The sequence below is a fragment of the Collinsella aerofaciens genome (assembly GCF_015561195.1).
In the GTDB taxonomy this organism is placed as follows: domain Bacteria; phylum Actinomycetota; class Coriobacteriia; order Coriobacteriales; family Coriobacteriaceae; genus Collinsella; species Collinsella aerofaciens_AC.
This window is the reverse complement of record NZ_JADMSU010000004.1, coordinates 1-20,030: the sequence shown is the minus strand read 5'-3', so window position 1 is coordinate 20,030 and position 20,030 is coordinate 1. Positions and strand designations below refer to the sequence as shown.

Here is a 20,030-nt window from a genome sequence, read left to right as displayed (position 1 = left end):
CATAATGCGACGCGGCTCGGCCGCGTAAAACTCAGTACGACCGTGCTTATACCCAGCCTCCCGTAAAGCAACCACTCGCGGGCGGCTCTTTTATATAATGGTGGGCACGCAAACGATTGGAGAGCGCATGTCCACGTCACAAAGCCAGAAAAAAGAAGCCATCGCCCAGGCGGCCGAGCAGGAGCTCACATCGCTTGCGGTCCGTGGCGTGCGCATCGTGGGCAACGCGTGCTCGCCGATCGTGCTGGTCAAAGGCGATTTGGACGAGGCCGAGCGTTCGGGTGGCGAGCTTGCCGCCGGCCCGGATGGCGCGGCGTTGCGCAAGGCGCTTGGGGCCATCGGCTACGCGCCCGAGGATTTTTGCGTGCTGGCAAGCGTCGCCGGCACAGGCGACGGAGCGGTCGCGGTGGGCGAGACTCTGCCGTGCGAACTGTTCCGCGAGGCGCTTGAGGCCTTGGACCCCGAGGCGGTGCTACTGCTCGACAACAACGCGGCTGACGCCATGCGCGAGACCTACGCCGATATGCTCGTGGCGATCGATGACTTCGACACCGCCATGCTCAAGCCCGGCCTGGTCGCCCATGTGCAGGGCCGTCGCGTGCTCGCGCTCGATGGCTTTGAGGCGGCGCTGACCGACAAGGCGGCCAAGCAGCGCATGTGGGCCTACATCAAGCAGCTGACCCCGGCGGCCGCGCCGCTGTAGCGAGCCCGCGTCGACAAACGACCCCGAGCGGGCGAGCCGTACCCGCGGAACGCAAATCCGTCGCGCCCGCGCCCTTACATCACAGCGCGCAGCTCAAACCGATCGCCGTTAATGCGGAACTGGCAGTTGCCGTTCATGCGCTCCACGGCAAGTTTGATGCTCTTGGTGCCAAAGCCGTGGCCCGCATGCCGGGTCACGGGCATGCCGTCGACCATGCGCGGTGCGCGGTCAAACGTGTTGGAAACTAACAGCAGCAGCTGGCCGTCCTCAAATCGCAGGTCAAAGTCGACGAATCGCTTTCCTTGGGGTGCGGCGCTTGCGGCGGTGATAGCGTTTTCCAAGGCATTTGAGAGCACGCTAAACAGGTCGGCGTCACCTACGTGGATCGTTTCGGGTACGGCGGCGCGCAAGTTGGCGGTAATGCCGTTTCTATTGATATCCGAGTTAAATGACGAAAGCGCAATGTTTACGGTCTCGTTGGCACAGAAGCGGCGTACGGCGGTGCGGTCGCCGGCTTCGCAGAGCTCATCGATGCGTTTGAGCGCCTCGTCGGTGTGGCCCTCCTCAATTAAAGTGGCCAGGCCGCGTAGGAAGTGGCGCATATCATGGCGAAGAACCGACAGCTCGCGCCCAGATTGACGCCAAGCCTCGAGCTCTTTGATGGCGGCGCTGTCGCGGGTTTCGAGCATCCAACGCTCTCGCTCGGCTGTTTCCTTTTCTTCGTATTCGCGCAGGTAAACGGCAAGAAACATAAGATAGAAGGCACAGAGCGCAAATGCCAAAAACTCAACTGTCACCACCGAGCCCGAGTGGAACAGCGTGGTGTAGACGTTGGTGGCGTAGTCAAAGATGTAATAGACGAGCGGCAGGATTAAAAGGATGCCCAGCTCGGTGGGGCTTTTAATCGCCAGGCGGGGTCCAATGTCGCCGGCCCAATGCAGCAGGACGGCAAAGACGCCGAGCGTGGTCGCGATGCGCGCCAGATAGTACGCGATCTGCGAATCGGTTGCGGCAAAGGCGGCGATGCCCATCCAGTTGCTGAACTGACAGCTCAGATAGGCGCTGGTGACGCCCAACGTCGCGAGCAGCGGACTCAAGTGGTAGCGCGCGCATAGGTAGACGGTAAGCGGCAAGTGCACGACGAGCGGATAGACCTGACGGGCAAAAAGCTCTCCGCCAACGACATTGGCGATCGAAAAGGCAGCGCCGGTTGCGGCTCCGACCCCCACCAACTCGAGTGCATGGCGTCGATTGATTTCGATACCGCACAGCGCCGCCGAAGCAAAGACGCCAAAGAGTAGCGTTGTGGCGTGGTGGATTGCCCAAAGGACCATTTCGACCGAGGAGATCATCAGCGCCTCCCGCCCTCGAAGCGCACCGCAAAGTAGGCGTCTTGGAACCCCTGCTTGCTGCTGCGCGACAGCGGAATGCACACGCCGGAGCGCATGACGATGTCCGTGCGATCGAAGTGGTCGATGTTGCGCAAGTTGACCTGGTAGCTACGGTGGCATTTAAAGAAGGTGGCATTTTGCGCCAAACGGTCCTCGACGCTGCGGAACGACTCGAGTGCCTCGATATCGCGTCCGTCGCGCAGGTGGAAGACCACGTGCTTGTTGCGCGCCTCGGCATATTCGATGTCGGACAGGCGCAGGGCGTGGTAGCCAAAGGACGTTTTGATCACGAGCTCGTCGGTTGCCGCCGGGCGCATGCTCGAAAGTTCGTCGAGTAACTGCGCCAGGCGTTCGTAAGTCACGGGCTTGAGCAGATAGTCGAAGGCGCGGACCTCGTAGGACTCCAGTGCAAACTCGGGCGACGAGGTAAGGAACACCAGGCGCACGGCGGTGTCGGCCTGGCGCAATTCGCGTGCGGTGTCCATGCCGTTGACGAGTGGCATGATCATGTCGAGCAGGATGATGTCGGCGCGCGACGCGGAATGGCGCGCCAGCAGGTCCTCGCCGCGCGTGACGAGCGCAACATCGACCGCCGTGCCCGTCTCGGTCGACCAACGGTCGATCATCCGGTGCAGTCTATCTAGAAAAGCGACGTCGTCGTCGCAGGCAATAATCTTGAGCATTCTGAGCCCCCTTAGTAGTTCGATTTTGCCACATTGGGCGCGGACCACTCGCGGGGGAGCGCCCGTTCGTGCCCCAAGGCGTGCAACTCGCGCCGAGCGGTATTGCGGTGGCGAAAGATGCCTCCTGCGCTATCGAGAGCTCGGCTATCCTCAGCTTGCCAGTTCGAAAATGGACCTGCCGCATGATTGAATCTTTATTTCAACTTTACACCTAGGTTTACAGCTGTCTTGTCAGCTGTAAACCTAGGTGTCATACTAAAGCCCCAAGATTCGCCAAAAGAGAGGGGCCTTGATGGCACAGAGCGCGAACATGGATGCATCGGAGCTTGCACGCGACATTGCGGCCGGCCTGGCATCGGCAACGACGGCAACGGAGCGCGCGGCATTGGTGCCCGCAGAGCTCGTCGAGGCCATTCAGCAACTTAAAACCCAACGCGACGCGGTAATCCTGGCGCACTATTACGTGGCGCCCGAGGTCCAGGCTGTGGCCGATTACGTCGGCGACAGCTTTTACCTGGCAAAGCTCGCCAAGAGCCTGCCGCAGCAGACCATCGTGCTGTGCGGCGTGGAGTTTATGGGCGAGAGCGCCAAGCTGCTCAACCCCACCAAGACCGTGCTGCTGCCCGAGCCGGGTGCGGACTGCCCCATGGCTCATATGGTCAAGCGCGAGACGGTCGACGCGGCGCGCGCCGAGTACGGCGACGACCTGGCCGTGGTCTGCTACGTCAACTCCACGGTCGAGATCAAGAGCTGGAGCGACGTGTGCGTCACCAGCTCCAACGCCGTCAAGATCGTGTCCGAGCTGCCGCAGCAGCATATCCTGTTCATTCCCGACCAAAACCTCGGCCGCTTCGTAGCCGAGCAGGTGCCGCAAAAGCACGTCATTCTCAACAACGGCTACTGCCCGCGCCATCACATCATCACCGTCGAGCAGATCGTCGACGCGACGGAGGCCCACCCCGACGCGCTCGTGCTGGCGCATCCTGAGTGCAAGGCCGACGTCTTGGCCGAGGCCGACTACATCGGCTCCACCGCCGGCATCATCAAGTACGCCGAGGAGTCCGACGCGAGCGAGTTCATTATCGTGACGGTCCGTGGCGTGCTCTACGAGCTCGAGCGCCGCTGCCAGGGCACCGGCAAGAAGTTCTACTTCCCCGCGGTGCAGCCCACCTGCGTCAACATGGATCTCATCACGCTCGAAAAGCTCGTGCGCTGCCTGGAGACGGGCGAGGGCGAGGTGCAGATCGGCGTGTCGGACGAGGCCGCCGATCAGGCCAAGCTCACGCTCGACCGCATGCTCGAGTACGCAGCGCGCTAGAACAATGCGGCATGAGGGACGGTCCCTTATGTCACATTCAAGGGAGAGGATTCCTGTGGAAACCAAGCAATACCACGATATGGAGTGCGACGTCGTTATTGCCGGCTGCGGCGTAGCGGGCCTGTATGCGGCTCTCAACCTGCCGACGAGCATGCGCGTGATCATGCTCTCCAAGGGCGCTGTCGACGAGTGCGATTCGATGCTCGCGCAGGGCGGCATTTGCGTGCTGCCCGAGGGCTCGGACTACGATGCCTTCTTTGAGGACACCATGCACGCCGGCCACTACGAGAACCGCCGCGAGAGCGTCGACATCATGATCCGCTCGAGCCGCTCGGTCATCAACGATCTGCTGGCGATGGGCGTGGACTTTGAGCGCAAGGCCGACGGCAGCCTCGACTTTACCCGCGAGGGCGCGCACAGCCGTCCGCGCATCGCCTTCCATGCCGATATCACCGGCAAGGAGATTACGACCAAGCTGCTTCAGGCCGTCCGCAAACTGGACAACGTGCAGATTCTGGAACACGTGGCCATGACCGACATCCTGACGGGCGAGCGTGACGGCGCCACGGTGTGCACCGGTGTCGTCGCCGTTCCCGTGGACGAGGACAACTCGGTTCGTCCCGCCGACGAGCTGGTAAATGCCGCCGAGGGCGCGCATGCCGGCGAGCCGTTTAAGATCCGTGCCCGTCACACGCTGTGGGCAACGGGCGGCATCGGCGGCGTATACGACCACTCGACCAACTATCCGCAGCTCACGGGCGATGCCTGCTACATCGCTCAGGAGCATGGCATTAAGATGGAGCACCTGGACTACGTGCAGATCCACCCCACGGGACTGTTCTCGCCGCAGCCAGGCCGCACCTTCCTGATCAGCGAGAGCTGCCGCGGCGAGGGCGCGATTTTGCTCAACGCCGCCGGCGAGCGCTTTACTGACGAGTTGCAGCCGCGCGACGTGGTCGCCGCCGCTATTCGTGAGCAGATGAAGCAGGACGGCACCGAGCACGAGTGGCTGAGCTTTGCCCCCGTCGAGCGCGACGTGGTGACCGGGCACTTTGCCAACATTCGCGCGCGCTGCCTTGAGGACGGCCGCGACATCTTGGACGAGCCCATCCCCGTTACGCCCACGCAGCACTACTTTATGGGCGGCGTGTGGGTCGACAAGGACGGCCGCACCTCGATGCCCGAGCTCTACGCCGCGGGCGAGACGGCCTGCAACGGCGTGCACGGCAAGAATCGCCTGGCTTCCAACAGCCTGCTCGAGTCCCTGGTTTGGGGCCGCCGTGCCGCCTGGTGCATGCGCACCGGCGAGTCGCTCGCCGTGGAGCGGGCGGGCGAGCCCGCGCTTGACGGGCGTCATCGCGCCCTGAGCGCCGACTCCCTGGCAATCGATGATTTGGCCCGTGCCGCCGGCACGCAGGCCGTGGAGGAGTAGACCATGAATCCCATTACCATGAAGCTCGTCGTCGATGACCTGATTTTGCAGGCTCTGCGCGAGGACATTACGTTTGAGGACGTGAGTACGGCGAGCGTGTGCCCCACGGCGCGCCCCGCTACCGTTGAGCTCATCGCCAAGGCCGACGGCATTATCGCCGGCCTGGACATATTCGCCCGCACCTTTGAGCTGCTGGATCCGCAGAGCTCCGTGTTGTTCGATGTCTCGGATGGCGACGAGGTGCACGCCGGCGACCACGTGGGCCAGGTGCGCGGCGATGTGCGCGTGCTGCTTTCGGGCGAACGCGTGGCACTCAACTACCTGCAGCGCATGAGCGGTATCGCTACCTACACGCACAGCATGGCCGCGGCGCTCGAGGGCACCAAGACCGTGCTTGTCGACACACGCAAGACCACGCCGGGCATGCGCGTGTTTGAGAAGGCGGCGGTCGAGATCGGCGGCGGCAGTAACCACCGCTACAACCTGTCGACGGCCGTCATGCTCAAGGACAACCACATCGACGCCGCCGGCGGCGTGACGCGTGCGATCGAGATGGCGCGCGCCCATGCATCGTTTACCACGACGGTCGAGATCGAGTGCGAGAACCTGGACATGGTGCGCGAGGCCGTGGAAGCCGGCGCCGATATCATCATGTTCGACAACATGACTCACGACGACATGGCTGCCGCGATTGAGCTTATCGCCGGCCGCGCCAAGACCGAGTGCTCGGGCAACGTGGATGCCAGCAATATCCGCGCCCTGGCTGATCTGGGCGTCGACTACATTAGCTCGGGCGCCCTGACGCACTCCGCGCCGATCCTCGACCTCTCGCTTAAGCACCTGCGTCTGTTGGACGGTAAATAATGGACGCCCGCGAGCGTCGCCGTGCCATCATGGCCGTGCTCGAGGGAGCCACGGAGCCCGTATCGGGCAGCGCGCTTGCCCGCGAGGTTAGCGTGAGCCGTCAGGTCGTGGTTCAGGATATTGCCCTGTTACGTGCCGATGGGCACGATATCGTGGCGACCAACCGTGGTTATGTGCTGCAGGAGGCCCCCAGCAGCCCCGCCGTGCCCACGCGCTTGGTCAAGGTTCGCCACAGCGTGGAGCAGGCAGGCGATGAGCTCACGAGTATCGTCGACGCCGGTGGCGCCGTGCTCAACGTGATCGTCAATCACCGCGTGTACGGTAAGATCACGGCCGACCTGGACATCCGCAATCGTCGCGATGTTGAGCGCTACCTGCACGATATCGAGAGCGGCAAGAGCTTCCCGCTGCTGACGGTGACCAGCGGCTACCACTTCCATCGCATTGCGGCGGAGGACGAACAGACCCTCGACGAGATCGAGGCCATGCTCAAGGAGAAAGGCTATTTGGCAGACCTGATGCCCTACGAGGACGATCTGTCGTAGCCGATGCTGCAAACGTCCCTAAGCGGCAATCTGACGTTCAATCGTCGGTCGCGTACAAAAGTACGCTTCCCTCCTCTTTCACGTCACCTTGCTCGCTTAGGGACGTTTTCGCTGACGTGAGCTCAACCTGCGACGGTGCCTAATTGGTTATCCGCACAAAAAAGGAGGCCTCCGCGGCGATGCGGAAGCCTCCTTTTTGTGCACGGTGTACTTTTGAGTGTGCAAGTGGGGGAGTTGTTACTCCTCAACGATCTCGGTGATCGCGCCAGCGGGGCAAGCGTCCTGGCAAGCGCCACAGGCGACGCAGGAGTCCTCGTCAGCGACGGTAGCAACGTCCTGGAGCTCCAGAACGCCAGCGGGGCAGGAGTCGACGCAAACGCCACAAGCGATGCACTCGTCGGCATCAATTACGGGATGAGCCATGGTAGTTTCCTCTCTGTTGACCGACGCTACAGGCGATGCGCGCCGGTTTGATTCGGGCAAAAACATACCACGGGAGCGACCGTTTGCAATACCCTCTGGCCGGCATCTTCATACCGTTCGCCGAGTATGCCAAGGTTTACTAAAAAACGCGCAGGTGGGGCCGTTGAGCTGCGAAAATGTTAGCTAAAGGTGACTTGAAATATTGAGCTATTGAGCGCGCCTGCGGAAAGGGCATCCCGTTATTTGGCCGAAAACCGGGTCGCAGTTTCCGGATGGACCGCCCGGCGGAAACTGCATCCCGGAATTTTCGCTCAGATTGGGATGTATTTTCCCGAAGGCTCTGGTTGCGGAAACTGCGACCCGGAATCCACGCTCAAACCGGGACGAGCTTTCCATAAGGCAGCCCCAGGCACTCCCGGATGCAAACCTTAGCCATCTCTACATAGATCTCAATAGATTTGCTGAGAACTCAATCAGCGCATCTACCTGCGTATTTGAGAACCTAAACTCTCAGCAACAAGAAATCTTATATGAATTGACTTAGATTTTGTATATTCCGGCCCATAAGGGGATACACTACATCCTGAAAGACAAGCCGAAACACCGCGCGGCAGACCGCCGAGTCGGTGCAAACGCACAAGAGAGAGGGAATTTCTAATGAGTAAGATTCTTGGTATCGACCTTGGTACTACTAACTCCGCAATGGCCGTTCTCGAGGGCGGTTCTCCGACCATCATCGTGAACGCCGAGGGCGACCGCACCACCCCGTCCGTCGTGGGCTTCCGTGCCGACGGCGACCGCGTTGTGGGTAAGGCCGCTAAGAACCAGGCGGTCACCAACCCCAAGAACACCGTGTTCTCCATCAAGCGCTTCATGGGCCGCAAGTACTCCGAGTGCACCTCCGAGATCAAGACCGTGCCGTATGAGGTCAAGGAGGGCCAGGGTGGCCGTGCCGTCGTCGATATCGAGGGCAAGGACTACACCGCCGAGCAGGTGAGCGCCATGACGCTCGCAAAGATGAAGGCCGACGCCGAGAAGTATCTGGGCGAGACCGTCACCGACGCCGTCATCACCGTCCCGGCCTACTTCAACGACGCCCAGCGTCAGGCCACCAAGGATGCCGGCAAGATCGCCGGCCTCAACGTCAAGCGTATCGTCAACGAGCCGACCGCTGCTGCTCTGGCCTATGGCCTGGACAAGCAGGGCACCGACCAGCGCATCCTGGTCTTCGACCTGGGCGGCGGCACCTTCGACGTCTCCATCCTCGACCTCGCTGACGGCGTGTTTGAGGTCCTGTCCACCTCGGGTGACAACCACCTGGGCGGCGACGACTGGGATCAGCGCGTCATCGACTGGATGGCCGATAAGTTCCAGCAGGAGAACGGTGTCGACCTGCGTCAGGATCCCATGGCCCTGCAGCGTCTGAAGGAGGCCGCCGAGAACGCCAAGAAGGAGCTCTCCGCCGCCCAGCAGACCACCATCAACCTGCCGTTCATTACCATGAACCAGTCCGGCCCGCTGCACCTCAACTACACGCTGACCCGCGCCGAGTTCGAGAAGATCACCCGCGACCTGCTCGAGCGCTGCAAGCAGCCTGTCACCAACGCCCTGCGTGACGCCAAGCTCAAGCTCTCCGATCTGACCGAGGTCATCCTCGTCGGCGGCTCCACCCGTATGCCCGCCGTCCAGGAGCTCGTCAAGACCATGACCGGCAAGCAGCCCAACATGTCCGTGAACCCCGACGAGGTCGTTGCCGACGGCGCTGCCGTCCAGGGCGGCGTGCTCACCGGCGACGTCGAGGGCATCCTGCTGCTCGACGTTACCCCGCTGTCGCTGGGCGTCGAGACCATGGGCGGCATCATGACCAAGATGATCGACCGCAACACCACGATCCCGACCTCCAAGACCGAGGTCTACTCCACCGCTGCCGACAACCAGACCAGCGTCGAGATCAACGTGCTCCAGGGCGAGCGCGAGCTTGCTCGCGACAACAAGTCGCTCGGTAAGTTCCAGCTGACCGGCATCCCGGCTGCCCGCCGCGGCGTGCCGCAGATCGAGGTCACCTTCGACATCGACGCCAACGGCATCGTCAAGGTCTCTGCTAAGGACAAGGGCACCGGCAAGGAGCAGCAGATCACCATCTCCGGCTCCACCGCGCTTTCCGATGACGAAGTCGATCGCATGGTCAAGGACGCCGAGGCTCATGCCGAGGAGGACAAGAAGCAGAAGGAAGAGGTCGAGGTCCGCAACCAGACCGATAGCCTGTGCTACTCCACCGAGCAGACCCTCAACGAGCTGGGTGACAAGGTTTCCGCCGACGTGAAGTCCAAGGCCGAGGCCGCTATCGCCGACGCCAAGAAGGCGCTCGAGGGCTCTGACGTCGAGGCTATCAAGGCCGCCGGCGAGTCCCTGCAGTCCGTGGCCTACGAGCTGGCCCAGGTTGTCTACGCCGACGCTCAGCAGCAGACCGACGGTGCCGCCGGCGCCCAGCCTGCCGACGATGACGTGGTCGACGCCGACTACGAGGTTGTGGACGACGAGGACAAGTAATCATGTCCGCCCGTAAAGCTCGCACGGAGGCGGCTGCCGCTGGCGCCGCCCCCGTTGACTCTGAGGAGAAGGACGTGAAGATTCCCGTAGAGGCCGTCGACGATACCGAGGCCAACGAGGCCGAGGCCGCCGAGGCTGCCGAGAACCAGGTAGAGGATTCCAACAAGGAGGCGACGATGACCGAGGACGAGATGGTGGAAGCCGCTATCCGCGCCGGTGAGGAAGCCGCCGACAACGACTTTAAGCTCAAGTTCGAGCAGGCCCAAAAGGAGCTTACCGACGTGCGCAGCGAGCTCGATGCTGCGGCAGAGGCCCAGAAGGCCGCCGAGGACAAGGCGAAGGACGCCACCGAGCGCACTGCCCGTCTACAGGCCGACTGGGAGAACTTCCGTCGCCGCACCGCCAACGAGCGCATCGCCGAGCGCGAGCGCGCGACCGAGAAGCTTGTCACCGCGCTGTTGCCGGTGATCGACGATATCGAGCGCGCGATCGACCATGCCCGCAGCCAAGAGCTTTCCGACGACTTTAAGCAGTTCGTCGACGGCGTCGATGCGGTTCATGCCAAGCTGCTCGATGTGTTTGCGCACGAGGGCGTTGAGCCCATCGACCCCAAGGGCGAGGCGTTCGATCCGCTCGAGCACCAGGCTGTGGGTCGCGTCGAGGACGCATCGCAGTATGACGAGACCGTCAACGACGTGTACCAGAAGGGCTACCGCATGGCGGATCGTATTCTGCGTTCCGCGATGGTGACGGTGACCTACGGTGGCGAGAAGCGCCCCGCACCGGAGCCCGAAGCGGCGCCCGAGGATGCTACGGCCGATACGGCCGAGAGCACCGAGGAGTAATTGAGAAGGGCCCCGGGGCAACACCCGGGGCCCTTTCTGACCTAGTGCCATATGAAAGCATGAGCCGTCGTCTGCATGGACGGCGGACGTAACAGGAGAGGAGCTACGATGGCTGCAGGCAAAACCTTCTATGACATCCTGGGCGTATCCAAGAGCGCCTCCGACAAAGAGATCAAGAGCGCGTTTCGCAAGCTCGCGCAAAAATATCACCCCGATGCCGGCGGCGACGAGGCCAAGTTCAAGGAGATTAGCGAGGCCTACGAAACGCTTTCGGACGAGAAGAAGCGCAAAGAGTACGACCAGATGCTCATGTTTGGCGGCATGCCGGGCGCGGGCGGCGCGTATGGCGGCGGCTACGGTGCCGGCGCGGGCGCCAGCGGCTGGGGCGACATCTTCGACAGCATATTTAGCGGCAACGGCGCCTGGGGCAGCGATTGGGGCTCGGGCTTTGCCGGGGCCGCGGGCGCTGCCGGTGCCGGCGCGGGCCGCAGCCGCGCGCGCAAGGGCGGCGACCTGTCGCTGACTGTCGACGTAACGGCCGAGGACGCGTTTCGCGGCGTGACGCACAAGGTCACCTATCGCATTCCCTCGACAGGCGAGCAGCAGACCATCACGGTCTCGGTGCCCGCGGGCGCGGTCGATGGCGGCAAGCTACGCTACAAGCGTCGCGGCGAGTATGGCGTTGCGGGTGGCGAGCGCGGTGACCTGGTCGTGACCACGCATGTGGAGGAGCACCCGCTGTTTAAGCGCAAAGGCGCCGATGTGACCATGGAGGTACCGGTCTCGGTCTACGAGGCGGCGCTCGGCTGCACGGTGGACGTGCCCACGCCCGGCGGTGCGACGGTCCGTTTGAAAGTGCCCGCGGGTACCCAGACGGGCAAGAAGTTCCGCTTTAAGGAGATGGGAGCGCCCGACGTTAAGCACCGTGGCCGTACGGGCGCGCTGCTCGTCGAGATCAAGGTGCAGGTCCCCACGAACCTATCCGATGACGAGCGCGATGCCATGACCAAGCTGCGCGAGGCCGACACGCGCGATTATCGCGAGAAGGTCAACCGTTACAAGGCGACGTACTAGGGCGGTCGTGGCGCACACCCGCGCCCGCGGGCTTATGATGGACGATAACGAGACGGAAAGGGGTCAGGTAGCATGGCCGAGGACAATAGGAACAAACCGCTGTACATGATCAGCGTGGCGGCCGAGTTGACCGGCATGCATCCGCAGACTCTGCGCGTCTACGAGTCCAAGGGCCTGGTGAACCCCCAGCGCTCGGGCGGCAACACGCGTCTGTATTCGCGTGCCGATATCGAGCGCCTGGAACTCATCAATCAACTGACCGACGAGGGCATCAACCTTGCCGGTGTGGTGCGTATCCTCGATATGAAGGAGCGTGCCGAGGAGCGCGAGCGCGAGAACGAAAAACTCCGTGCCCGCGTGCGCCAGCTCGAGGACGAGCTGCACGAATACAAGATGCAAAAGAAGATTACCGCCCTGGCCCCACGCGACGGCTCGGTTAACCCCGAACAGGTCATGCGCAAACTTTTGGGCGCAGGCGGAGACTTATAGTTACGCGGTTTTACCAAACCGCGTGGCACTCATTGGGGACAGACTTAAATGAGTGCCTGCAGAATGAGAGTGGATAATCTCCCGTTTTTGCCTGTTTGCAGGCCCAAAGTGGGAGATTATCCACTCTCGTCATTTGAGCGTCTAAGTCTGCCTCTCCGGGACCCAACTCGTCCTGTGCTTTACTGAGATAAAGTGAACGCGCAGATTCGTAACCCACTCGCAACCGTTCTATGGCACGATATTGAACGAATGTATGCTATGCGCCCAAATCGTTTTGGGCAGAGTGGGAGACAGTATGGTCAAGCTGTACGAGGACGGCATCTACCTGCGCGGCGGCAGCGAGGTTGTGCCTGAGGCCGAGGCTGCTGAGCGCGGCATTACGCAGACGCCTGAGGATGCCAAGCGCGGAACCATCGCGTATTCGATCCTTCAGGCACACAATACGTCCGGCGACCCCGAGGCGCTCAAGATTCGCTTCGATGCCATGGCGAGCCACGATATTACCTTTGTCGGCATCATCCAGACGGCGCGCGCCTCGGGCATGGAGCAGTTCCCGCTGCCCTACGTGCTCACCAACTGCCATAACTCGCTGTGCGCCGTGGGCGGCACCATCAACGAGGACGACCACGTCTTTGGCCTCTCGGCTGCCAAAAAGTACGGCGGCATCTTCGTTCCGCCCCATATCGCGGTCATCCATTCCTTTATGCGTGAGAACTTCGCGGGCTGCGGCAAGATGATCCTGGGTTCCGACTCGCACACCCGCTACGGCGCCCTGGGCACCATGGCCGTGGGCGAGGGCGGCGGCGAGCTGGCCAAGCAGCTGCTGCGCGACACCTACGATGTCGCCTACCCCGGCGTCGTCGCCATCTACCTCACGGGTTCCCCGCGCCCCGGCGTTGGTCCGCACGACGTGGCGCTCGCCATCATCCGCGCCGTCTTTGCCAAGGGCTACGTCAAGAACAAGGTCATGGAGTTCGTGGGCCCCGGCATCGCGAGCATGACGACCGACTACCGCAACGGCGTCGACGTCATGACCACCGAGACCACCTGCCTTTCCTCCATCTGGGCAACCGACGAGGACACACACGCGTTTTTGACCATGCACGGCCGCGGCGACGACTACCGCGAGCTCAAGCCCGCTGATGTCGCCTACTACGACGGCTGCGTCGAGGTCGACCTGTCGAGCATCAAGCCCATGATCGCGCTGCCGTTCCATCCTTCCAACGGCTTTGAGATCGACGAGCTCAATGAGAACCTCGAGGACATCCTTCACGAGGTGGAGCTCGAGGCCGCCAAGATCGGCGAGGGCAAGACGCACTTTAGCCTGCTCGACAAGATCGTCGACGGCAAACTGCACGTGCAGCAGGGCGTTATCGCCGGCTGCTCGGGCGGCAACTACGACTCCGTGGTCCAGGCTGCCCGCGTGCTCAAGGGCGCCAACACCGGCTGCGGCGAGTTCTCGCTGTCGGTCTATCCCACGAGCCAGCCCGTGGCGCTCGAACTCACGCGTCGCGGCTATATCTACGACCTTATGGAGGCCGGCGCGATCGTGCGCACGGCGTTCTGCGGCCCGTGCTTCGGCGCCGGCGACACGCCCGCCAACAACGGCCTTTCGATCCGCCACACTACGCGCAACTTCCCCAACCGCGAGGGTTCCAAGCCGGGCAATGGCCAGCTGAGCGCCGTGGCCCTGATGGACGCCCGCTCCATTGCGGCGACGGCTGCCAACGGCGGCGTCCTGACACCGGCGACCGACCTGCCCGAGGAGACTTGGGACGAGGCCTGCGAGTACACCTTTGACGACGCGCCGTACAAAAAGCGCGTGTACTGGGGCTTTGGCAAGGCGGAGCCTGCCGACGAGCTGGTCGAAGGCCCCAACATCAAGCCGTGGCCCGCGATGGAGCCCCTCGGCGACGACATCCTGCTCAAGGTGTGCTCCAAGATCATGGACCCGGTCACTACGACCGACGAGCTCATTCCTTCGGGCGAGACGAGCTCCTTCCGCTCCAACCCGCTGGGCCTGGCCGAGTTTACGCTGAGCCGTCGCGATCCGGCCTACGTGGGCCGTTCCAAGGAGGTCGACGCGGTGGAAAAGCGTCGCGTTGCCGGCGAGGCAGCAGGCGACCTGGCGGCGCTCGATGCCGAGCTTGCCGGCGTGTTCGAGGCGCTGGCCGGCGCGGGTGTCGCGGCCGATGCCAAGGCGACCGAGTACGGCTCCATGCTCTACGCCAAGAAGCCGGGCGACGGTTCTGCCCGCGAGCAGGCTGCGAGCTGCCAGCGCGTGATCGGCGGCCTGGCCAACATCGTCCACGAGTACGCCACCAAGCGTTATCGCTCCAACGTGATGAACTGGGGCATGGTGCCCTTCCAGATGGAGGTGGAGCCCAACTTTGAGGTGGGCGATTACGTTTTCGTGCCGGGTATCCGCGCCGCGCTCGATGGCGACCTGAAGGACATTGCCTCCTACGTGGTGCGCGCCGATGGTGCGGTCGAGCAGATTGAGCTCTACATTGCCGATATGACGGCAGAGGAGCGTGCCATCGTCAAGGCCGGCTGCCTGATCAACTACAACAAGTTCAAGGCCGCTGCCGAGTAACTCTTCTGTACGCCCCGGCACACCTTTCCCTCGTGCTCACGCGCTTCGCGAGGGTCGCCCGAGGGAAAGGTGTGGCCGGGGCTACCGCGACGTTCTCGTTGGGTCTTGAGGGGCGCTAATAAATAGACTTGCTTGAAGCCGCCTCTGTTAATGGGGCGGCTTCTTTTTGCCGAAAACCACCACAAAGGGGACGGACACCTTTATGGTGGTTCTTGGTTTGTCTCGATCTGTAACATCTGGGTCCCTATTTGACGAGCGGTTGTTACAGATTGAGACAAACGATCGCCGCCGATTATTTCGTCTCGATCTGTAACATCTAGGATCGAAAAGGGCCGCTAGATGTTACAGATCGAGACAGTGGAACATCGGAACCGAAACCACCACAAAGGTGCCTGCCCGGCGGGTCCTTATTTCGATGGGGTCCAGGTTATTTCATCGTCAAATAGCCAAGTGCGTGCCGAGCCACTGTTGCGCGCTGTCTGCGGATCGGGCTCGCAGGTTTGTTCGTAGGCATCCTCGGTACACCGATCCATAAAATCGACGACTGCCGTCTGGTCGCCTTCCATGACGTAGATCACGTTGCCATCCGAGATATAGACTCCCGGCCCTTCGTTGTCCACGTAGCCGGGGTCGTATGAAACGTTGCACAGTCTGCTCCCGTTTGCCGCATCGAGTTCAAGGGTCGAATAATACCCGCCAACCATTTGGTTATTCTTGGCTCGATATATTGCGGCGCCGTACCATCGCCTAAACGTCTTGCCTTTGAGTAAACTGGTTGCCTTGCCGATAAGCTGCTCATCTTGGGTATAGCGCGTGGCTCCAAGTTCGATTCGGGGATAGTTGCTGACCCCAAGCGCTGCGGGCGTACCGTCGAAATCGACAGTGATTGAATCGGGTTTGACGATATCGGTGAGGATTTCGATGGGATAGCTTATGGTTTCAACCGCCGCCTGCGTCGCCGAGGCAGGGAGAAATGCGAGATAGATAATGCCTACGCCGACTGCGGTAATTGCAAACGCTAAGACGAGCAGGCCGATATAGGTGGAGCGTTTCACGGTGGGGCACCTCTCATGCAATATGCAATCATTAAGATAAGCGATACCAGCTTACGACAATAGTCAAAAGAAAGCGACCGCCCGGAATGAGAGGGGCTAAAAGGCCCTATTAGGCTCCGATTTGACCTCTAATAGGAATATTTGCCTCCCTCTCATTCTGGGCGAGAGGTCAAAAATTGAGTTCACGAGTTTTGCGCAATACTATTCTCACTAAAGCCGCTATTTTCACTATAAGCACTATAAATACGATAGGGAGGACGACGAAAACATTGTGACGTGCGATAGCTAAGCCGTTTAAGCCGGACTCTGACCTTGAATCTCCGCCTCTATCTGTGCGAACGGGCTATTGTCGGTTCTCGATTCCATCGCTGCGTTCTCGCTGGGTCTTGGGATCGCCAAACGTAGACTGGGCTTGATGTCGCTTCTTTTAATCGGGGCTGATTCTTCTCTGGACCACCACAAAGGGGACGGGCACCTTTGTGGTGGTTCTTGGTTTGTCTCGATCTGTAACATCTTGGCCGCTAAAAGTGGGCCTGGTGTTGCAGATTTAGATTTTCGATTCGGGTGTCTTCTGTTTGTCTCGATCTGTAACAGTTAGACCTTAATTTGCCGAGTAGATGTTACAGATTGAGACAAACGGTTGCCGCTGGTCATTTCATCTCGATCTGTAACATCTAGGACCAAAAATGGCTGCTAGATGTTACAGATCGAGATGGTAGTGCGCCTGGGCAGCGGCGGGCTGACATCTCAGTAGCCTATCCATCAATCACTCATAAAATCTTATATATAGAGACTTAGATTTGTGTATAAGATCGCGCAAAGCTGGCAACAATACTTCTCGAACAACGTGAAGCCGCCCCGTAGGGCGGCCGCCCCAAGAGAGGTGATTCCATGAGAATCGATAAGCTAGCAATGACGTCGCGCGAGGCGTTGCAGATCGCCATGAGCACGGCCGCTGACGCTCAGGCCGGCGCGGTGGAACCGATTCACCTGCTGTCCGCCCTGCTTGGTGCCGGCGAGCGCAATATCTCCGTGATCATCGAGCGCATCGGTGCCGACCCGGCCCAGCTCGCGCGCTCCACACAGGATGCCATCGACCACGCGCCCAAGGTTTCGGGCGAGGGCCAGCAGATGGGCCTGTCCAACGAGCTCGTCCGCGTCATCGAGAAGGCCGAGAAGAAGGCCACCAAGATGGGTGACAGCTTTGTGGTGACCGAGCATCTGCTGATGGCGCTTGCCGAGGACAAGGGCGAGGCTGGTCGTGTACTGCGCGACGCCGGCGTCACCAAGGAGCGCATCGAGCAGGTCTACGAGGAGCTGCGCGGCGATGACCGCGTGACGTCTGCCGAGGACAAGACGCAGTTTGAGGCGTTGGAGCAGTACGGTCGCAACATCTGCGATCTGGCCCGCGCCGGTAAGCTCGACCCGGTCATCGGCCGTACCGACGAGATCCGTCGTACCATCCAGGTCCTGTCCCGCCGCACCAAGAACAACCCCGTGCTCATCGGCGAGCCGGGCGTCGGCAAGACGGCCATCGTCGAGGGCATCGCCCAGCGTATCGTGGCCGGCGACGTGCCCAGCACCCTGCGCGACCGCGACCTCATCGAGCTCGACATGAGCGCGCTGGTCGCCGGCGCCAAGTACCGCGGCGAGTTCGAGGACCGCTTGAAGGCCGTGCTCAAGGAAGTGCAAAAGTCCGAGGGCAAGGTCATCCTGTTCATCGATGAGCTCCACACCATCGTGGGCGCGGGTGCCACCGAGGGCTCCATGGACGCCGGCAATATCCTGAAGCCGGCGCTCGCCCGTGGCGACCTGCATGCGATCGGCGCGACCACGCTCGACGAGTACCGCAAGTACATCGAGAAGGACGCGGCGCTCGCCCGTCGTTTCCAGACCGTTATGGTGAGCGAACCCACCGTTGAGGACACCATCTCGATCCTGCGTGGCCTCAAGGAGAAGTACGAGATCTTCCACGGCGTGCATATCACCGATAGCGCGCTCGTGGCGGCCGCCGACCTTTCCGATCGCTACATCGCCGACCGCTTCCTGCCCGACAAGGCCATCGACCTGGTCGATGAGGCCGCAAGCCGCCTGCGCATGGAGCTCGACAGCATGCCGGTCGAGATCGACGCCACCACGCGTCAGCTCACCCAGCTGCAGATCGAGGAGCAGGCACTCATGAAGGAGACCGATGACGCTTCCAAGGAGCGTCTGGAGGCCCTGCGCCAAGAGATTGCCGAGGTTCAAGAAAAGCTCAACGTGCAAAAGGCCGGCTGGCTCAACCAGAAGAACGCCATCGACCACGTACAGGAGCTCAAGGGACAGCTCGACGAGGCCAAGAGCGAAGAGGAGCGTGCGACGCGCAACGGCGACCTGGGCCGTGCGTCCGAGCTGCGCTACTCCGTGATTCCGGGCCTGCAGCAGCAGATTCAGGATTCCGAGGCTGCGCTCGAGGCGCAAAAGCAGCAGGACGGCGAGGGCCTCAACGAGCAGGTGACCTCCGATGAGATCGCCGAGGTCGTGAGCGCTTGGACTGGCGTGCCCGTCTCCAAGATGATGCAGGGCGAGCTCGACAAGCTGAAGGGCTTGGAGGGCGAGCTGCATAAGCGCGTCATCGGCCAGGACGAAGCGGTCTCCGCTGTCGCCGCGGCCGTGCGTCGCAGCCGTGCGGGCCTCTCCGATCCGGACAAGCCCATCGGCAGCTTCTTCTTCCTGGGCCCCACCGGCGTGGGCAAGACCGAGCTCGCCAAGGCGCTGGCCGAGTGCCTGTTCGACGACGAGCGCGCACTTGTGCGTATCGACATGTCCGAGTACATGGAGAAGTTCAGCGTCCAGCGTCTGATCGGTGCGCCCCCGGGATACGTGGGTTACGACGAGGGTGGTCAGCTTACCGAGGCTGTGCGCCGTCGTCCGTACTCCGTGATCTTGCTCGACGAGATGGAGAAGGCTCATCCGGATGTCTTCAACGTGCTGCTGCAGGTGCTCGACGACGGTCGTCTGACCGACGGCCAGGGTCGTCAGGTGTCCTTCAAGAACACGATCATCATCATGACATCTAACGTGGGCTCCAAGGCTATCGCCGAGCTTTCCGGTAAGGACGAGGAGGAGATGCGCCATCAGGTTGACGCGGCCATGGCTCAGACCTTCCGCCCCGAGTTCCTCAACCGTATCGACGATATCGTGGTGTTCCATCCGCTCGGCATGGCGCAGATTGAAAAGATCGTCGACATCCAGCTCGCCGACGTCCGCGCGCGTCTGGCCAAGGAGCGCATGACGCTTGCCATCACCCCGGCGGCCAAGCAGATGCTCGCCGTGGGCGGCCTGGACCCGGTCTTTGGCGCCCGTCCGCTCAAGCGTCTGGTTCAGCGCGAGGTCGTGGATGCCATCGCCGCCGCTATCATCGACGGCAGGGTGCGCGAGGGAGATCAGGTGACGGTCGATGCCGACAAGGACGGCGGTTTTACCATCGTGTGCGACAACACCCCGGCGGCCACCTACGAGGTCCCCGACGCCGAGTAGATTTTTGGGCCATGCCTTAAAATCTGTCAGCCGTCTCTAAACGCCAAGGGCGGCGGATCCAATCGGGTCCGCCACCCTTTTTCGTGCGACAATCGATGATGTTGAGCGGATGCGATGCAAGGAGCTATGCAGATGAAAGACGAGAACAAGACGAACGCACCGGCGGCTGAGATAGCGTCCGCCGCACCAAGGCCCGCGCCGAAACCGGCGCCCAAGCCGCGCGACCCCTACATCCGTGCCGAGAACGAGGACGATGACGGCTACGACCCCTACAGCGATCGCCGCCCCGAGCGCGAGCCGCTGTTCGAAGCCGACCCCTGGCGCTAGTTGCATCAAGTAGCTAATTTGGCGATGATTTTCTGGGACGTGTCTCTATAGTTTTGTCAACCGCGCGCTTCGCGACATTTCGGCACGACGCATCCGGGCGCCTTGCGCCCCCCGCCTCCTCTTCGGTTGACCTCGCCGTCCGCTAGGCCGCGTACGGGACGGCGTCGCGCATGATCGCGTAGATGACCTTGAGCCTCTTCCTCGCGACCGCCTTCA

16 protein-coding genes are annotated in these 20,030 nt (G+C 61.8%); 12 read left to right on the top strand and 4 right to left on the bottom strand.

The genetic code is table 11. The features are described from left to right. Window positions 1-127: 127 nt before the first annotated feature. Window positions 128-703, top strand: coding sequence for a hypothetical protein (locus I2H81_RS05165; protein WP_195644809.1), 576 nt, complete (start codon window positions 128-130; stop codon window positions 701-703). Between the two features lie 74 nt (window positions 704-777). Here I2H81_RS05165 and I2H81_RS05160 read toward each other — a convergent pair whose 3' ends face one another. After that, the gene (locus tag I2H81_RS05160) at window positions 778-2,055 is read right to left on the bottom strand and encodes a sensor histidine kinase (RefSeq protein ID WP_195644808.1); all 1,278 of its coding nucleotides are present in this window, start codon (window positions 2,053-2,055) and stop codon (window positions 778-780) included. After that, window positions 2,055-2,777: a LytR/AlgR family response regulator transcription factor gene (locus tag I2H81_RS05155; RefSeq protein ID WP_195644807.1), complete on the bottom strand. Its 723-nt coding sequence runs from the start codon at window positions 2,775-2,777 to the stop codon at window positions 2,055-2,057. Before I2H81_RS05155 ends, I2H81_RS05160 begins: the two co-directional genes overlap by 1 nt. Before the next feature lie 292 nt (window positions 2,778-3,069). Between I2H81_RS05155 and nadA the strand changes: the two genes are divergently transcribed. Genes nadA through I2H81_RS05135 form a run of 4 tightly spaced genes read left to right on the top strand, consistent with a single transcriptional unit; the run spans window position 3,070 to window position 6,936 of the window. Next, complete coding sequence (gene nadA, locus I2H81_RS05150) at window positions 3,070-4,095, top strand: quinolinate synthase NadA (RefSeq protein WP_117583639.1); 1,026 nt, start codon at window positions 3,070-3,072, stop codon at window positions 4,093-4,095. Window positions 4,096-4,123: 28 nt separating this feature from the next. Next, entirely contained in the window at window positions 4,124-5,527 is a 1,404-nt protein-coding gene (locus tag I2H81_RS05145) for an L-aspartate oxidase (protein WP_195644806.1), read from the top strand. A gap of 3 nt (window positions 5,528-5,530) precedes the next feature. Beyond that, a complete protein-coding gene (gene nadC, locus I2H81_RS05140) occupies window positions 5,531-6,391 on the top strand; it encodes a carboxylating nicotinate-nucleotide diphosphorylase (protein ID WP_117564546.1) in 861 nt (286 codons plus the stop codon). Further along, window positions 6,391-6,936, top strand: coding sequence for a transcription repressor NadR (locus I2H81_RS05135; protein WP_195644805.1), 546 nt, complete (start codon window positions 6,391-6,393; stop codon window positions 6,934-6,936). The genes nadC and I2H81_RS05135 overlap by 1 nt, the downstream gene beginning before the upstream one ends. Window positions 6,937-7,173: 237 nt before the next feature. On the opposite strand, the gene I2H81_RS05130 is transcribed toward I2H81_RS05135, so the two are convergent. Beyond that, window positions 7,174-7,425: an indolepyruvate ferredoxin oxidoreductase subunit alpha gene (locus I2H81_RS05130; RefSeq protein ID WP_158564522.1), complete on the bottom strand. Its 252-nt coding sequence runs from the start codon at window positions 7,423-7,425 to the stop codon at window positions 7,174-7,176. Between the two features lie 591 nt (window positions 7,426-8,016). On the opposite strand from I2H81_RS05130, the gene dnaK reads away from it, so the two are divergent. From dnaK to I2H81_RS05105, 5 genes are all read left to right on the top strand, one after another. Next, on the top strand, window positions 8,017-9,909 hold the full coding sequence (dnaK, locus tag I2H81_RS05125) for a molecular chaperone DnaK (protein WP_055310046.1): 1,893 nt from the start codon (window positions 8,017-8,019) through the stop codon (window positions 9,907-9,909). A 2-nt stretch (window positions 9,910-9,911) separates the two neighbouring features. Beyond that, window positions 9,912-10,754 carry a nucleotide exchange factor GrpE gene (locus I2H81_RS05120; protein ID WP_117767175.1) on the top strand — a complete coding sequence of 281 codons (843 nt, stop codon included), beginning with the start codon at window positions 9,912-9,914 and terminating at the stop codon, window positions 10,752-10,754. A 108-nt stretch (window positions 10,755-10,862) separates the two neighbouring features. Further along, window positions 10,863-11,828 carry a DnaJ C-terminal domain-containing protein gene (locus I2H81_RS05115; protein ID WP_055285310.1) on the top strand — a complete coding sequence of 322 codons (966 nt, stop codon included), beginning with the start codon at window positions 10,863-10,865 and terminating at the stop codon, window positions 11,826-11,828. Between the two features lie 72 nt (window positions 11,829-11,900). Then, on the top strand, window positions 11,901-12,317 hold the full coding sequence (locus tag I2H81_RS05110) for a heat shock protein transcriptional repressor HspR (RefSeq protein WP_006235210.1): 417 nt from the start codon (window positions 11,901-11,903) through the stop codon (window positions 12,315-12,317). 295 nt (window positions 12,318-12,612) lie between these two features. Beyond that, window positions 12,613-14,913, top strand: a complete 2,301-nt coding sequence (locus I2H81_RS05105) for a hydratase (RefSeq protein ID WP_195644804.1) — start codon at window positions 12,613-12,615, stop codon at window positions 14,911-14,913. 407 nt (window positions 14,914-15,320) lie between these two features. Here the strand turns inward: I2H81_RS05105 and I2H81_RS05100 are convergent, their stop codons facing one another. Continuing rightward, window positions 15,321-15,968 (bottom strand): hypothetical protein, encoded by a 648-nt coding sequence (locus I2H81_RS05100; RefSeq protein WP_195644803.1) that lies wholly within the window; start codon window positions 15,966-15,968, stop codon window positions 15,321-15,323. 891 nt (window positions 15,969-16,859) lie between these two features. On the opposite strand from I2H81_RS05100, the gene clpB reads away from it, so the two are divergent. Together clpB and I2H81_RS05090 are read left to right on the top strand one after the other, a co-directional pair. After that, complete coding sequence (gene clpB, locus I2H81_RS05095; RefSeq protein ID WP_195644802.1) at window positions 16,860-19,487, top strand: ATP-dependent chaperone ClpB; 2,628 nt, start codon at window positions 16,860-16,862, stop codon at window positions 19,485-19,487. Between the two features lie 132 nt (window positions 19,488-19,619). Next, window positions 19,620-19,814, top strand: coding sequence for a hypothetical protein (locus I2H81_RS05090; protein ID WP_229108085.1), 195 nt, complete (start codon window positions 19,620-19,622; stop codon window positions 19,812-19,814). The last annotated feature ends 216 nt before the right edge of the window (window positions 19,815-20,030 follow it).